We start from the raw sequence: 16,521 nt of genomic DNA on the forward strand, positions 1-16,521 counted from the left end.
CTGGAGACTTGTGGGCACCAAGGAAGGGTAGAATAGGCTTTTGCCCTTCGCCTATCGAGCTGATCTGGCAGACATTTTTCTCGCAAACAAAAGATGTCTTCCTTGCGGACAAGGCAAAGAAAGAATGAGGGTCGTAAACGATCGAAACATGTTCGAGATAACCGATGGGATTTCGACTACCCACCCCAGTTTTCATCCATTCGTTGGTGTGGCGCCAGCCACATGATGGTCTTAGGAAAAGCAAGACTAATTCCCTTTGACAGGCATGATCCCATCCAGTATATTAGTGATCAAGATCCGGACTGGGGGGAGAACTTGGCTTGTTTCAATATTCTGTTTTAGACAATGGCATTCGGGTGGTTACAGAGACAATACCCCATGTATATTCGGTTTCCATTGGTTTTTGGTTTCGGGTAGGTTCGGCCTATGAACCGGCGGAGTACAGCGGTGCTTTCCATTTCATCGAGCACATGTTGTTCAAGGGTACGGCTAATCGTTCCGCCCGGGAGATCGCGGAGCTTATTGATTCCACTGGAGGAGAAGTAAATGCCTTCACCGGTCGGGAGTATACCTGTTATTATGCCCGGGTTTTCCGGAAACACTTGCCCATTGCTATTGACCTGTTGACCGACATGCTCCTCAATCCCTGCTTTGATGAAGGTGAGTTGCAGAAGGAGCGGGGAGTCATTATCCAGGAGATCAAGATGTATGAGGATACGCCCGAAGAACTGGTCCACGAATTATTGGTGAACTATCTGTTCGAAGGCCATGGCCTTGGCCAAAGCATCCTTGGCACGGAAGAATCGGTGCGGGCCTTCGATTCCGACCGGTTACAGAGATTTAAGGAAGACAACTATACTCCCGCAAACCTAGTGGTGGGGGTGGCGGGTAACGTGGAACACGGGGAAGTGGTGCAGCTTCTGGAAGAGTACTTCTCCCAGTGGACGACAAAGCACCAGAAGACAGAGCTGACAAAGCCGGGGTATCACCACTTCATGGCCTATAAAGAAAAGGACCTAGAACAGCTGCATCTTTGTCTGGCGGTGCCGGGTTTGACCCGGTATTCCTCCCTGCGCTATCCAATGTATGTTCTGGATACGGTACTGGGCGGTGGTAACAGTTCCCGCTTATTCCAAAAGCTCAGAGAAGAGCAGGGTTTAGCTTACTCCACCTATTCCTTCCACAGTAGCTACGCACACGCGGGTTTGTTCGGTGTGTACGCAGGCATTGATGCCGATTCCCTAGAACAGACTTTGGAATTAATCCAGGAAGAGATCCACCAACTGATGAAGCACCCCATCTCTCAACTAGAACTGGATCGGGCCAAGGAACAGCTCAAGGGCAACCTGATGCTGGGGCTTGAGAGCACCGCGGCGCGGATGGGCCGCCTCAGCAAGTCCATTTTATTCGACAAGCCAGTGTCTACGCCGCTACAGATTTGTCAAAGGATCGATGACGTGACTATTGAGGATGTTTACCAAGTGAGCAGCCTTCTGTTTAGTCGCCCCGTCAGTGTGGTGGCGGTGGGGAGGAACGCCGCAGGGATTAGGGAGTTTTTTGATCAAGCCGCGATTATCGCCTGCTAGATTGTTTTTGCGCTAGTTTGAGGGATGTGGTCTGGCTCCACTGCCGTTTGCCAAAATGTGCAAGGCCCTTCGAACTCCTTCTCCCCAGCTAAGCCTTGCCAGATGATATGCCAGCCCAACCCGAAATATTGATTTGTGGTCTGAAAAGGGCCTGAGACTGTTTTGAACTCCATGGCCACCCATGTGCTTTGTGGGCTAGGATTCCAGTGTTGTCTGGGGGATCCCTCGGGATTGGGGGAATGCCCTTTTTGCAGGGTGCCAACGGAGTTTTTTCCCGGTATTCCCCAACGGGATGGCCCCCCTTTGGGTGAATCCTATCCCCTTCTCTTGCTGTCTTGCGCCCATTATTGTTGTCACCCTATCTGCGTGGAGCCGCAGAAGGGCAAGGCGCCCTTCCTTATTTCCCCTCTAAGCTCAGGGTTTCATAGGACTAGCCACGGTGTTCCTTATCCTGGGCCTGCATGGTACAATATGGATGAGGGGTCCCACGGATAATTGAAGCTATTCTTGGTCTTTTTGACACTATCTACGGTATGAAGTATATTAGTGATAACCTGGAGCCAGGTCAATGAAGAATGGTCGATTACTGGTGGTCTTGTCATCTTAGAAGTGGCGTTTTTCTGCCGAGTAGTCTACGGCCGTGAGGTGGTGCATGATGCGAAGGGTGACGCAAAGTGATGTGGCGAAGCGGGCGGGGGTGTCGCGCAGTACCGTGTCCCTCGTGCTCAATCGCAATTCCGATGTTGTCATTTCGGAAGAAACCCGCAATCGGGTGTTCAATGCAGCCATGGAACTAGGGTACACACCGAACCTAGCGGCCCAGAAACTAGCCGGTGGACGGAACAATCTGATTGGGGTGTTTATTTATCGGGAGTCTTTTCCCTACGAACAGGACAGCTTTTACTATGCTTTCCTTTTGGGGATCGAGCGCCAGGCTTCGGAAGAGGGCTATGATCTGCTCATGTTCACCCGCCACGATCGGCATGGAAACCAGAGCATCTACCGCGATGGTGCTAACATTCTGACCATGGTGGACGGTGCTGTCCTCATGGGGGCCGAAACCAATAAGGAGGAAATCAGGGCTGCGGTCAAAGATGGACATAAGATCGTATATATTGGGCGGCGCAATGTGCCGGACTGTCAGTTGGACTGGGTTTCCAGTGACTATCGCACGGTGAGTGGCGAGGCCATGAAGCATCTGTTGGATCTGGGACATCGGCAGATTGGTTACACCGCGCCAGTGGGGGACTATGAGCCGGATCTGGATCGGATCGTCGGTTGTGAGGAGGTTATTGCGAAAAACCCTGCTGCCCAGATGCACATGATCCCTGTGGAGGTCTGGAATGATCCCAGGGAATTGGCGGCCTTCATTCGGCAGAAGGGACTTACCGCTTTGATCCTCAGCATGGGCAAGTGTGCTGACCTGGTGGAGAATTTACAGCACGCGGATCTGCGGGTACCCGAGGATCTATCGGTGCTGTCCCTATCGGACCAAGAGGTTCCCAATCCCAGTCGGAATTTCTATCCTACCTGTGTCGATCTGAAAAAGACCCTGGTGGGGCAAGAGGCAGTCCGCTTGTTGGTGAAACGTCTCTCGGGCGAGATAATGACTCCTCAACAGATCTGGATCAGATGTTCTTTGGTGGTGGGAAACACCACCCGTCAGCTAACCTCGGATGAATGAACACTGTCCTGTTTGTGCCCTAGCGGAACTTCTCTGCTAGGGCATTCCTTCGGAAAACCGGCTTTTCTTACGGCTCAAAGGGTTTAGAGGCTTTGGCCAGTGGCGAAAGAAAGTCCTTTTAACTTGCTATTGACACGCGTTAGTAACCAGTAGTATAATGAAAACAACAGTTGGTAACTCGCGTTAGTAGTTGAAGTTCTTTACATAGATAGTTCTGGTGTAGATGTGAGCTGTCCAGTGACTCTCAGGATCCATTAGTCACAGGTAGTGGCGAGAGCTTCCATCATCGGTATGTTGCACCAGGATTTGTCGGTGTGATCGTAAATCATTGTCATTACGAAGGAAGGAAGATGTGTGGTGTCTGATCGGGTCCTCACCTATGAGCGAAGCATACCAGTACGGCACAGTGTGGACGTGCTGGTGGCGGGCGGTGGTCCGGCGGGGGTAGCTGCCGCAGTGGCGGCAGCGCGGCAAGGGCGGCGTGTGTTTTTGGTCGAAGAGCAGGCCTGTCTTGGTGGGATGGGTACCGCTGGATTAGTGCCCGCCTTTATGATGTTTTCCGATGGAGTGAACTTCCTCGCCGCCGGCATCGGGGAGGAGGTCTTAACCCGGCTGCGGGAGAATGGCGGTACGGGCCCGGACAATGCCTTTTCCATCCGGGCGGAGGTATTGAAACGGGTATATGATGATATGCTCTTGGAAGCAGGGGTGGAGTTTCTCTTTCACACGAAGTTGATCGATGTACGGAAAGAGGGAAGGAAGGTTTGTTACGCTATCCTCGCGGCGAAAAGCGGCTTGTTTGCCATTGAGGCTAAGGTCTTTGTGGACGGCACCGGTGATGGGGATCTCGCGGTTTTGGCTGGAGCGGAATACCTAAAGGGTGATGAAGAGGGGCATATGCAGCCGGGGACCTTGTGCAGCCTCTGGGCGGATATCGACTGGTCCCGGGTGAAGCCTCCCGATGATCGGATGCTGGAACAGGCCTTCAAGGATCGGGTGTTTACGTATGAGGATCGGCACTTGCCCGGGATGTGGCGGGTGGGCCAAAGCCTCGGCGGCGGCAATATCGGTCACATCTTCGGTGTCGATGGTACCGACGAGCGTTCCCTCACGGCCGCGCTCATTCAAGGGCGGAAACTGCTCGATGAGTATGAAAGGTATTATAAAGAATACTTGGATGGATATGAGAGAATGGAACTTGCGGCCACCGGTGCCCTCATGGGTATTCGGGAAAGCCGACGGATCGTGGGGGACTATGAGCTGTGTCTGGCGGACTTCCATAGGCGGGCCGTGTTTCCCGATGAGATTGGCCGGTATTGCTATCCCGTCGATATCCATGCTTCAACGCCTACCGATGAACACTACGAAAGATATGCCACAGATTTCCATAAATTGCGCTACGCAAAGGGAGAAAGCTACGGTATACCTTACCGTTGCCTGACGCCCAAGGGACTGGACAATGTATTGGTGGCGGGCCGTTCCATTAGTTCGGATCGCTTTCTCCAAGGGTCTGTGCGAGTCATGCCCGGCTGCTACATCACCGGTCAGGCTGCAGGGATAGCGGCAGCCATTGCGGCGGAACGAGATTGTTCGGTGAGAGATTTTCCCATTGCTGAACTGCAGCGTCGACTCAAGGACTTGGGCGCGTATCTGCCTAACTTTGATGATAAAGAGGAAGCTGTGTAAACTAATGTTTTCAAGGAAGGACGGGTGCCAGGAGGTGGTAGGGGAAAGGAAATCCATCGGCTAGGTGTGTTTCCCTCGCCCAATTCGCAGGCGGGCAAAGACTAGGAGTAAAGGTGGCAGAATGCTTTATGAAGACTGTCTATTTGTTGGTCATGATAATGGTATTGCTTGTAATCCTACTGCCTAGTTGTGTTTCGGTGGCCTATGTCCCTGAACTACCTTTCCAAACCGTAGAGGTGATAGTTCCTGATCCGGTTTATGTGGCCCGGCCCGGTGAAATGGTGACCGTGGAAGTGGTAGTGCGCTTTCGTGAGCGGCAAGAGGGCAGCGTGGTGCTCTTCGAGTATGAAGTGGTGGATCGAAAGGGAAACGTCATCAATACGCAGCAATATGAAACGAACGTGGTTTTGCGGACCGGCGCTGTGTTGCGGGCAGAAGTGGCTATCCCCGAGGACTATGACCAAAGATGGATCGGCGTGCAATTGGTCAAGTGTAAGGTCAACAACGAGGAAATGCCCTTCCGGGATCAGCCGCCCTTTGGCCTTGCGGTTAAACAGGATGGTCCTATGTACCCCGAAGGGGCCTTGGGAAACATCCTTGGTGTGAACCAGCACTATACCCAAGGTATGAGTCATGAATACTTGAGATTGCTTACGGAGTTGGGTGTGAAATGGGCCCGGGACAACGTCTCATGGGCGCTCATCGAACAGACCCCGGGGGTCTATGAGTTTCCCGAGGCCTTTGAAAAGCGGTTGCGTTTCTATGAGGAAAACGACATTGCCCTTTCCTTTACCTTGTTTGGACCGAACCGGACCGCTTATCCGGACGATCCATACAATCCCGAAGCCTACGGGCGTTTCGCTGCGGAAGTGGCCCGCAAGCTCAGCGAGGACTATGACCTCGAATTCATCCTGATCCTCTGGAACGAGCCGAATAACTTCGGTTTCCGCCAGGATTTTGGTGGTCAGTGGTACGGTGCACCGCCTTCCCCCTGGGTGGAAGAGTACGTGAAGGTGGCCAATGCGGGAGCCAAGGCGATCCACGCCTATGACCCCTCCATTCTTACCTTTACCAACAGTGACGTTATTACCAACCACTATTGGTTCATTGATAAGGGTTTGGCGCCTGAGATTAAGGGCTTTTCCATTCACCCTTACGGAAGTAAGGCGGGACATCCGGAGATTCAGGGGTATGGGAATAATCAACCGTGGATCTTTCCCTTCCGGGTGATGGATGATGATCAGTCCACCCGGTCCATGTTCCTGCGTTTGCGGGATGCCTACGCGGAAGAACTGGGCCATACCCCGGAGATGGTAGTTACCGAATTCGGCCGTCTCATCGAAGGGGTCTGGGAACCGGGTCAAGCGCCCTTTGCGGAAAATGCGGAGCATCTAGTGGCGGAGGAATTACCCCGTTTCTTCATCCTCATGGCTAGCCTAGGGGTGAAGAGTGCCCAGTGGTTCACCCTGGCCGATTGGCGGTCGGAACGGGGACACGGGCTGGTGTTCGAGGACGGACAGCGACGCCTTACCTTTACCGCCTATAAGACCCTTAGTCTGGAACTGGGCCACTACCGTTTGGTGGAGCAGATTGCGGGAGCCGACAGTCCCTTTGGTGTGCAGGCCTACCTCTTTGAAGGTTCCGACGGATATAAATTGGCCATCTGGGATACCCGCGGTACTTCAAAGGTCTTAATTACCCGAGATAGCACTGACCCGGTCAGGATTGTAACCCACCTTGGGGAAGAACTACCCGTTTACCATGAAGGCGAGGTTCTAGAGGTGGACATTGGCCGTGGTCCCCTTTACATCTCTGGAGTGGGGTCGGGATGCCAAGTCCAGATTCCCTAGTGATCACATGAAAGTTTAAGAACGTTGTATTGGACCTTCGTACGAAATTTGAAGCCTTCCCAACGACAGGAAGAACCACTTCGGAACAGAAGGACGGTGGTGTTTGAAACTTGATTCTTCTAAAAGATTACATTTTATAAGGAGGTCTAGACAATGTTTAAGAAAACTCTGTTGATCGGACTAATGCTAAGTTTTATCGTCGGTGCCGGTGTGGTGCAAGCTACTGAGAAGATCCATTTGACCATCTGGAGTGACTGGAGTGGAAATATTCCGATTTTCCAGGAATTGATGAATATCTACATGGAACGGAACCCCCATGTGGAGATCACTTGGGAGTGGTCCTTCGGAGATCACGACAAACTAGTGATGTCCGTCATTTCCGGCACAGGCCCGGATATTGTTTGCTACGGTTTAGTGCCGGAGCTTATCGAGGATGGCATGTTTGAGCCCTTGGACAAATACTTGGCCAACAGTGTGTTAATGGAAGACATTCCTCCCAACCTGTGGCCGAAGACCCAGTGGAAGGGCCAGACCTACGGTGTGCCCGCGATTGAGGGAGGTCCTGGTTGGGGTCTTTTCTACAACAAGGATCGCTTTGGGCGGGCTGCTTTGCCCACACCGGGTCCCGATGAGGTATTGAGCATCGATGACTTCTTGGCTCTCCACGCTAAACTGAGCAACGTGGGTCCCGATGGAGTCGTCACCGAGCTGGGGTTCTATCCGCCGGAGACCAATGGCCACCACTACACCCGTTGGGAAGCCTTCTACAATGTCAAGGCGGTGGATCTGGTGAACGGCAAGGCTCAGCTGGATCATCCAAGGATGCTAGCTGCTGCGGAAACCCTGATGCGGATCTATGAGATCGGCGGTGGGCGGCAGGCCATGCTGGAGTTTGTAGGGTCTTCGTCCCTATGGCCCAGCATGCAGTCTCTGTTTGTGACCGGTAAGACGGCGATGATGCATGCCGGGTATTGGGCCGTGTCCTCCCTGGAGAGCGGGGGTATGAGCGTGGATGATTACGGCGTGACCTGGTCCCCGAATATCGATGGGCTGAAGGTGCAGAACTACAGCGGTTGGCAGCTGCTCATCTTGTCCAATTGCGCCCACAAAGAAGAGGCCTTTAAGGTTGTGGAGTTTATCGCCTCCGGCGAAGGGCAGGCTTACATTTTTGAGAAGCTAAGCTGGCTTGGCGGCATGCCCCGTAGTCTCTTTGATTATGTGGATGTCTACGCCAATCCGCAGATTGCCTGGTTCTTGAACTCTATGTTCACCGCAGACAATACCTCAGGTGTGGCGGATCTGCCCAATCCCTACTACAACCTTACGGCCCAGTTGTGGCAGGATGCCTTCTTAAAGATAACCAGCGGAGAGCAAAGTCCGGTGCAGGCTTTACAGGAGGCCAACCGGTTGTTGCAGTTGGAAATTGATGCTACTTGGGAAAAGTGAGTTCCGATTGACCTAAGCAGGTTAACAGACTCCGAGGAGTCTGTACTGGATAAACCAATAATCGAAGGGAGTTGTTGTTGTTGAAGAAGGGTTTAGCGGTGGTAATGGCGGTGTTGTTCCTCGCGATGGGCAGTGTGGCTTTCGCCTACGACTTTGAGGCGAAGAACAATGTCCTTGGGCCCCACAATGCCTATCACAAGCAGATTAAAATCGAAGCGGACTCCACATTTGCCATGGGTTTGGGACCGGAAAACCTGATCGACGGAGACTATAACACCCGTTGGGTCAGTGCGCACTTCAATACGGGACCCAAACCTGGGGAAGAGTACGTCAGCTGGATCATTGTGGAGCTGCCCCATGCTGAGCGGGTTACCGCCCTGCGGTTCCACACTGGGCTTTCAGGCTACGGCGCTGGTGACCCCAATATGATCATCCACTCCTTTGCCTTGGAGTATTGGGACGGCAATGCCTGGCAGGAAGTGGTGGTCATCGAAGGCAATACAGAGAAGGTGGCGGAGGCCGTCTTCGAGCCGGTGGAAGCCAGCCGGTGGCGTATCCGGGTAATCAATCCCAGCCGGTATGACTGGAGTGTCCGGGCTTACGAGCTGGAGTTGTTCCGGGCTAATTGAGGTTATCACGACTAGTAGTCGCCCACGGCGGCTACTAGTCGTCCCATCTAGAACATAAGCGAGTGGAGGGGGTTACGGTCCATGAAAAGGAACTTGGTACTGGCTCTAACTTTGTTGTTGCTTGTTAGCGGCTGTATTCTGAGTTCAACTGATCCTGAACCTGACCCAAGTCCTTTGGAGCCTGCGGACAACATCCTTGGTCCCCACAATCCTTACCACGGGCAGATCATCATCGAAGCCGATTCGGTACTCAATGAGAGAACGGGACCCGAAAACCTTATCGATGGCGATCTGAATACCCGTTGGGTGACGGCCCATTTAAACACCGGACCGCAGGAAGGGGAGCCCTACTTGACCTGGGTGACCATCAAGTTGCCCCATCCGGAGAAGGTGCACGCCTTAGTGTTCTACACCGGAGTTGCAGAGAGTGGTGCCGGCGACCCCAATATGATCGTCAGGAGCTTCGCGTTAGACTATCGTGATGGAGACACTTGGCGTGAAGCTTGCTCTGTGGAACTGAACTCAGAACGAAGATGTGAAGTGCGTTTTAAGGCAGTGGAGGCCCAGGAATGGCGTCTGCGGATCACTGATCCTGGACGATATGATTGGAGTGTCCGGGCCTTTGAGCTAGAGCTGTATCGACAGAAATAGGGGATGGAGGCAACCGGTTGACGGCCCTGTGCAGGCAACCGGTTGCGCGTTGGAGAACGGTTGAGAAAGGACCTGATAGGGAAAGGATAAGGCTTGTGAGTGTTGTCTATCTTTCGACTGTCATGGTGTTAATCATATTGTTATCGGGGGTAGGATGTGCCAGCATGGTGAGCGGAACGGGAGAGGTGGCGAAAATGCCGGAGCGGATTGTGGCGGTAGGCAAGGGTACGGTTAGTCTGCTCCAGGCCTTGGAAATCCCAGTGGTGGGCAGTTGGACCGGTTCTTTACCAACGGGGTTGCCGGTAATGGTGGCGGGGTACGGCGTCGATGACTTGGATTCAGCACAGATTGCTGCTCTAAAGCCGGATCTTGTCCTCGCTCCCTCAGCCTACAAAGGGGTCTTGGCTGAAGTATCGGCCCAGTACGGTTTCACAGTACAGTACCTGGATCTGGAAAACTTTCAGGATACCCTTAACAGCTTGGAACGCCTGGGTGTACTGTTGGGGAAGGAAGGGAAAGCCCAAGAGTTGATCGAAGGCATTGAGCGGCGGGAAGCCCGGTTACAACGGGCAATTCAGGGTTTGGCCCGGCCGAAGACATTGATCATGGTCTTTGCCGGAGGGGAGTGGTTTGTGGCCACACCGGATTCCTACATTGGCCGCTTGGCCTTGGTACTTCATATCCAGCCGGTGGTGCTAGGCAGGGAGGGACAACCCTTTGTGCCCTTGGCGTTGGCGGAACTGAGTAGTACGCCGGAGGTGGTTTTGGCCGTGGGCCTAGATGAAGGTCTCAGGCATGGGCAGTTGCGGGAAAAAATGCTCGCTGATACGCAACTGGCTTCCTGGGAGGCGGTCAAGGAAGGTCAAGTCTTCGAATTGCCCGCCAATCTGTTTATTGTCCATCCCGGTATGGAGGCCATTGATGGCTTGGAGCTGTTGGGGCAATATCTGTATCCCCAGGCCGATTGGCGCTTCCTTTACTACTGAAGATCAGCCCCGACAAGAGTACTTTTCTGTGGAAACATCCTGCTTGGGCTCCCCTTTTGGTGAACCCAAGAATCCGAAGGAGTGTTTGAGCGTGTCTGCAAGCTTGTTTGAGGAGATCAAGATGTGTGTCCCGGGGCCCACCGATACCGTAAAGCCAGGGGAAAGGGTGGCTGTGGGGCTGAGTTTCTCCCTGGGCGAAGGGGTGGAATCAACGGGGGACGTGACCTACGAGGTAGTAACCCGGGAAGGCCAGGTCCTTGATTCCGGCAGTGGCCCCTTGACCAAAGAAGGCGACAGCGCCACTATGGAGCTGACGATCCAGGTACCGGAGGGATTCCAGGGCCGGTGGTTAGGCATCCAGCTGCGGACCTATGCCGATGCGAACGGGTTAGTGGACTTGACGGGGTATCCGCCCTTGGGAATTACGGTGTGGCAAGGGGGTTCCGTGTATCCGGCAGGGGCTCTGGGTAATATCCTGGGTGTGAATCAGCACTATACCCAGGGGATGAGCCACGAATACCTGCGGTTACTCACCGAACTTGGAGTCAAGTGGGCCCGGGACAATGTCTCTTGGGCGATTATTGAACAGACCCCGGGGAACTATGTCTTTCCTGCTGCCTTTGAGGAACGGTTGCGTTTTTACGAAAAGAACAACCTGGCTTTGTCCTTTACCTTGTTTGGACCCAATGCTGAGGCATATCCCGACGATCCCTACGATGAAGAGGCCTATGGCCGGTTCTGCGCTGCCGTGGCCCGCAAGCTGCGGGAAGAGTATGATTTGGAATTCATCCTAATCCTTTGGAACGAGCCCAACAACTTTGGTTTTCGCCGGGATTTCGGCGGCCAGTGGTACGGAGCGCCCCCTTCCCCTTGGGTGGAGAAATATGTACGCATGGCCAACGCTGGGGCGAAAGCGATCCACCAGTACGACCCCTCGATCTTGACCTTCACCAACAGCGATGTGATTAGCAACCATTATTGGTTTATGGAACAGGGTTTAGCACCGGAGATCAAGGGGTTTGCCATCCATCCATACGGTGCCAAGGCCGGATATCCCGAGGTCCAGCACTACGACAATAACGTCCCCTGGGTGCGGCCTTTTACGGTGATGGATGCGGATCAATCTACCCGTTCCCTGTTCCTGCGCCTAAAGGAGGCTTACACCGCCGCCTTGGGCCATCCGCCGGTCATGGTAATCACCGAATACGGACGATTGATCGAAGGGGTTTGGAAGGAGGAGGAAGCTCCCTTCCCCCAGGTTCGGGAAGAGGTGGTGGCCGCGGAATTGCCTCGGTTTTACATTGCTATGCACAGCATCGGTGTAGAGTCTCTGCAATGGTTCACCCTAGCGGACTGGCGCCATGAAAGGGGACACGGGCTGGTATATGCCGATGGACGCCGGCGGCAAACCTTTACCGCCTTTAAGACTTTGAGTCTGGAGTTGGGAGAATACTCCTTCCTCCGACAGGTGGCCGGGAAAGAGACCCCCACCAAGGGGCTGCAGGCCTATCTCTTTAAAGGGTCCGCGGGCTATAAGTTAGCTTTGTGGAACATCGAAGGACCGATCCCGGTGACCATCATGCGGGATCATACCGGACCGGTGCGGGTGGTCAGTCACTTGGGCGAAGAGCTCTCCGTTGCGGTGGAAGACCAGGTGATCGGGTTGGAGGTGGGACCGGCACCGGTCTATATCAGTGGTGTGGGAGCGGGAGTGGTCCTTTCCGTTGGGTAGAAGGGCCCTCGGTCAACTTCCGGCCTAAAGGGTAGTGGATAAATGTAGCAAAGGCAAATCGGTATGGCGAGTAGCTGCCATGCCGATTTGCTTTATGGGATACAGAAGATGGTGCTTCTTGGTAGGACTGACATGGGGTTGGTGTCGAATTAGTTAAATAGCGAAATAAACAAGACCGGTCAGAACTTGCTAGACGATAATACTGAGAGGATGGGAGGCTGAGTTATCTTGCCTAGACAGCAACCACGGATCTTTACCGGTGAAGCTTTGGCACAGATTGCTTTTCCCTTGGGAGGTATCGGGACAGGAACCGTCAGCCTGGGAGGTCGCGGACAGCTGAAGGATTGGGAGATCCATGACCATCCGGATAAAGGCCGGGTTCAGCGCTTTACCTTTTTCGCCCTGTGGGCCCGACGGCAAGATGAGACACCGGTGGCCAAGATCCTGGAACGGAGGATTCTCCCGCCTTATAACTACGGACACGGTGTTCCCCAGGATCAGCTTTCCGGTGTGGGCCGCTTCCAGGAAGTGGAGTTTACCGGTACATATCCCATTGCGGATCTGAAGTTCATCGACGATGATATGCCGGTGGAGGTGGGCCTGACCGCCTTTAACCCCTTGATTCCCCACAATGTGCCAGACAGTTCCCTGCCGGTGGGGATCTTCCTGTGGAAAGTGAAAAACCCGCATGTGGTGCCAGTGGAGATTTCATTAGCGGTCAGTGTGTCCAACTTTATCCCGGCTCCCCAGGAGGACGGCGGCTACGATAGACGGGGTGCCACCAATGAGTATCGCCGGAGCAAAGGAGTACAGGGGCTATTCCTAAGCAATCCCAGGGGAAAGGACGATGATCCCCAGAACGGAACCATCGCCCTGGCCACCAATTGGGAAAGGGTCAGTGTTACTACCCGCTGGTTCCGATCCGGCTGGTGGGATGCCAGCCATCTGTTTTGGGATGAATTTTCCGCCCGGGGAACAGTGACAGGACCAACGGATACCGATGGCTCCCCCAGTCCCCAAGGCGATGTGTCCAGTATGGTCCTGCATGCTACGTTAAAGCCCGGGGAGGAAGTGGTTTTGCCCGTGGTGTTGGCCTGGCATTTTCCCATCATGAAAAATCCGCCGGGTTTTGCCGTGGTGGGGGACGAGGAACATCGCATACTGAGAAAATACCTGGCCAAGCAATTTGCCGACGCTTGGGATGCAGTACTATATACTTTCGAGCATTTCGACCGCCTAAAGGAAGAAACCTTTAGGTGGCTGGATACCATGTGGAGCAGTACGCTGCCCAGTTGTGTCCTCGATGCCATCACAAGCCAGGTGAGCACCCTACGAACCCAAACCTGTTTCCGGCTAGAAGATGGGACCTTCTATGGGTGGGAAGGCTGCTTTGATCAGGTGGGCTCTTGCCATGGAAACTGTGTGCATGTTTGGAACTATGAACAGGCCTTAGCCTTCTTGTTCCCCGAATTGGAACGGGACATGCGACGCACAGAATTTCTATACAATACCTGCTCCAAAGGCCATATGGGTTTTCGTACCAAGATCCCCCGGGGAATTCAGCACATGGAACATAAACCCTGCGCCGATGGTCAGATGGGTGCTATCATCCAGGCCTATCGGGATTGGCAACTGTCCGGTGATGATTCTTTCATCAAAGAATTGTGGCCGAAAATAAAACTGGCCTTAGAGTACGCCTGGACCATCACACCGGACAAGGCGCGGTCTTTTGATTCGATCTGGGATCCCAACAGGGACGGTGTGATGGAAGGAGACCAGCATAACACCTATGACATTGAATTCTACGGACCAAACCCCATGACCACCGTTATGTATCTGGGAGCTTTGCGGGCCTGTGAGGAGATTGCCCGTTATCTAGGGGAGGGGGAGAAGGCCGCGGAGTACCGTAGGATCTATGAACAGGGCCGCAAACGAGTAGAGGAAGAATTGTGGAACGGCGAGTACTATCGGCAAAAGGTGGAGGTCTTCGAAGGCATAACCATCCCCGAGCGGTTGCTTTCACCGAAACCCGATGCAGAAGGTAGAATTCTTCCTAAATACCAATTTGGCGATGGATGTCTTTCTGACCAACTATTGGGACAGTTCTGTGCCCATGTGGCGGGTCTGGGATATTTACTCGATCCGGAAAGGGTAAAAGCCGCTGTGTACGCGGTCTTTCGGTATAACTTCCGGGAAGACTTCCTAGACTTTGCTAATGTGCAACGGGTTTTCGCCCTTAATAATGAAGGCGGACTGCTTCTTTGCTCTTGGCCCCATGGCGGTCGGCCGGTGATCCCCTTTGTGTATTCCGATGAGGTGTGGACTGGGATTGAGTATCAGGTGGCGGCTCACTTAATCTACGAGGGACTGGTGGCGGAAGGGATCAGGATCGTGCAGACCCTCCGGAACCGCTACGCGGGATACAACCGCAACCCTTGGGATGAGATCGAATGCGGACATCATTACGTGCGGGCCATGGCCAGTTGGTCCTTGCTGTTGGCCCTCTCGGGCTTTACTTACAGTGTCCCCAAGGGGATCATTGGTTTTGCTCCCCGGTACGCAGAGGATGATTTCCAATGTTTTTGGTCTACCGGTACCGCATGGGGACAGTTCGGTCAGGTTCTGGGTGAGACTAACAGGGAGTTTTCCCTAGAGGTCATCCATGGTACCTTAAAACTCAACGCCCTTGTTTTGGAGGCCCTTGGTGAAGGTATTTGTCGGGTTTACCTGGACGGCGAGGAAATCCCTGCGGTTCTGGTTGGAAAGACTTTACGATTGGAGACGGTGATCACCTTAAATCGCGGCCAAGGGTTGAATGTGGTACAGACACAGTAACCGGGCTTTCATTGGTGGAACAAGGATTCCTCCTTGGGAGACCAAAGGCGGCTTAGGATATCGGGCCCAGGAGTGGGTCCGATATCTTAAGTCTTTGCAGACCCAATTGTATCGGGAAAGCCCTATGCTCTCGTTCAACGGATAGAAGACTTCCCTTCTTTGCTACAAAGGGATTACTTGTTTAAATACATAGGGATTTGTAAAGGTATCCTCCTGTTTGGCATGGAATTATTATACATATACAATCAGCAAGTAACTCACAGGAGAAACTGAGAGGTTCAAATGGATTCAGTCTTTGTCTTTGTAATGTTGGCCTTGGGTTCCTTGTTGCTGGGGCTACTCTTGGTGTTGCTAAAGCTTCTGGGGAACAATCCCCAAGAGGTCCCCTTTTGAATCGGAGCGAAGCTTCTGCAGGCTGCCGGATCCTTCACGCTCTACCTGCAAGGGGTTGGTTTTCGAGGCTTTGCGGCCTTGGCCCCCGTTGTTCTGCTTCTTGGCTGTGTTTATGAGGCTTGGACCACCTATATCCCCACGGGCCGTCAGGTAAGGCGCTGGATCCATTTGGCCACCGCTGCTGGGGTCTGCGGTGACCTTGTTCTTGTCTTTGCCCTACCGGGACGGACTGGTATTGCTCCTGTAGAGTCTCCTCTGCTTCTTGCCCGGGGTATTCTTGTTGCGGGAAGCCCGGGCTCGGTCCTCCTTGGAATTACTCCTAGGTGGTTGTTACATTTTTTGCGGTTTGGTGTTCTTAACGGGGGCTATGGTGTGTTTTGCTTTCCCCACCTATGCCCTAGATCCGGACCCAGGCGGTTCAAGGTTGATACCCCTTAGCAGCTACTGCGTCTTTCTTCTGAACGGTTACATTATGCTCATGCTTGCCAAGGAAAGAAGTGATCGACAGATTGCCATGACCCGAAAACGGTTGGAGAAGAATGAAGAACGTTTCCGCCGGGTGGTGGCGACCGCCATCGAAGGGATTCTCATTTTTGACGAAGAATTCCGTATTACCTTTGCCAATGGGCGGATGGCCTCTCTGTTGGGGTACACCACTACAAAGATGTTGGGTTGGCCCTATGGTTCTTTTTTTCCGGAGAACCAGATGCACGTGAATAGACAGCAGGAACACCTCCGAAAAGCGGGAGAGGATTCATTTACGAGTGCTGTCTGTGGCGAAAGGATGGAGAAAAACATTGGTTTTTGGTTTCGGCCACGGCCATCGGTGATGATGCGGGTCGGTTCGAAGGCTCCTTTGCCCTGTTGACGGATATCAACGAAAGAAGGGAGATGGAACTGGCCCTTGCTGAGCCCAACCGCCCCTTGACCGAGCTGAGTAACACCGACAGTTTGACCGGCATCACCAATCGACGTTGCTTTGACCAGACCCTCGAACGGGGGTACTTGCGGTTGAGGCGTTCCTAGTCCCATTTATCCGTTGT

At 53.4% G+C, this 16,521-nt stretch carries 10 protein-coding genes and 1 pseudogene; all 11 read left to right on the forward strand.

All coding sequences use genetic code 11. The annotated features are described in order from the left end of the window. Nucleotides 1-320: 320 nt before the first annotated feature. The 11 genes and pseudogenes from GXX57_00770 (at nt 321) to GXX57_00820 (ending at nt 16,504) form a co-directional block, all read left to right on the forward strand. The gene (locus GXX57_00770) at nt 321-1,586 is read left to right on the forward strand and encodes an insulinase family protein (GenBank protein HHV43187.1); all 1,266 of its coding nucleotides are present in this window, start codon (nt 321-323) and stop codon (nt 1,584-1,586) included. Between the two features lie 655 nt (nt 1,587-2,241). Continuing rightward, on the forward strand, nt 2,242-3,270 hold the full coding sequence (locus tag GXX57_00775; protein ID HHV43188.1) for a LacI family transcriptional regulator: 1,029 nt from the start codon (nt 2,242-2,244) through the stop codon (nt 3,268-3,270). Nucleotides 3,271-3,627: 357 nt separating this feature from the next. Further along, entirely contained in the window at nt 3,628-4,956 is a 1,329-nt protein-coding gene (locus tag GXX57_00780; protein HHV43189.1) for an FAD-dependent oxidoreductase, read from the forward strand. A 128-nt stretch (nt 4,957-5,084) separates the two neighbouring features. Beyond that, nucleotides 5,085-6,806: a hypothetical protein gene (locus tag GXX57_00785; GenBank protein ID HHV43190.1), complete on the forward strand. Its 1,722-nt coding sequence runs from the start codon at nt 5,085-5,087 to the stop codon at nt 6,804-6,806. A gap of 153 nt (nt 6,807-6,959) precedes the next feature. Further along, nucleotides 6,960-8,252 (forward strand): extracellular solute-binding protein, encoded by a 1,293-nt coding sequence (locus GXX57_00790; GenBank protein ID HHV43191.1) that lies wholly within the window; start codon nt 6,960-6,962, stop codon nt 8,250-8,252. Between the two features lie 80 nt (nt 8,253-8,332). Next, a complete protein-coding gene (locus GXX57_00795; protein ID HHV43192.1) occupies nt 8,333-8,881 on the forward strand; it encodes a discoidin domain-containing protein in 549 nt (182 codons plus the stop codon). 81 nt (nt 8,882-8,962) lie between these two features. Further along, nucleotides 8,963-9,532 (forward strand): discoidin domain-containing protein, encoded by a 570-nt coding sequence (locus GXX57_00800; protein HHV43193.1) that lies wholly within the window; start codon nt 8,963-8,965, stop codon nt 9,530-9,532. A 122-nt stretch (nt 9,533-9,654) separates the two neighbouring features. Next, complete coding sequence (locus GXX57_00805; protein ID HHV43194.1) at nt 9,655-10,518, forward strand: ABC transporter substrate-binding protein; 864 nt, start codon at nt 9,655-9,657, stop codon at nt 10,516-10,518. A 91-nt stretch (nt 10,519-10,609) separates the two neighbouring features. Beyond that, complete coding sequence (locus GXX57_00810) at nt 10,610-12,250, forward strand: hypothetical protein (protein ID HHV43195.1); 1,641 nt, start codon at nt 10,610-10,612, stop codon at nt 12,248-12,250. Nucleotides 12,251-12,478: 228 nt separating this feature from the next. Further along, entirely contained in the window at nt 12,479-15,085 is a 2,607-nt protein-coding gene (locus GXX57_00815; protein ID HHV43196.1) for a hypothetical protein, read from the forward strand. 282 nt (nt 15,086-15,367) lie between these two features. Beyond that, nucleotides 15,368-16,504: pseudogene (locus GXX57_00820) on the forward strand (PAS domain S-box protein). Nucleotides 16,505-16,521 lie beyond the last annotated feature (17 nt).

The organism is Bacillota bacterium (assembly GCA_012839765.1).
GTDB lineage: Bacteria > Bacillota > Limnochordia > DUMW01 > DUMW01 > DUMW01.

Excerpts from the sequence above, each read along its gene's own strand:
- GXX57_00775 (HHV43188.1), top strand. The coding sequence starts at position 2,242 with ATGCGAAGGGTGACGCAAAGTGATGTGGCGAAGCGGGCGGGGGTGTCG.
- GXX57_00785 (HHV43190.1), top strand. The coding sequence starts at position 5,085 with ATGAAGACTGTCTATTTGTTGGTCATGATAATGGTATTGCTTGTAATC.
- GXX57_00790 (HHV43191.1), top strand. The coding sequence starts at position 6,960 with ATGTTTAAGAAAACTCTGTTGATCGGACTAATGCTAAGTTTTATCGTC.
- GXX57_00800 (HHV43193.1), top strand. The coding sequence starts at position 8,963 with ATGAAAAGGAACTTGGTACTGGCTCTAACTTTGTTGTTGCTTGTTAGC.
- GXX57_00805 (HHV43194.1), top strand. The coding sequence starts at position 9,655 with ATGGTGTTAATCATATTGTTATCGGGGGTAGGATGTGCCAGCATGGTG.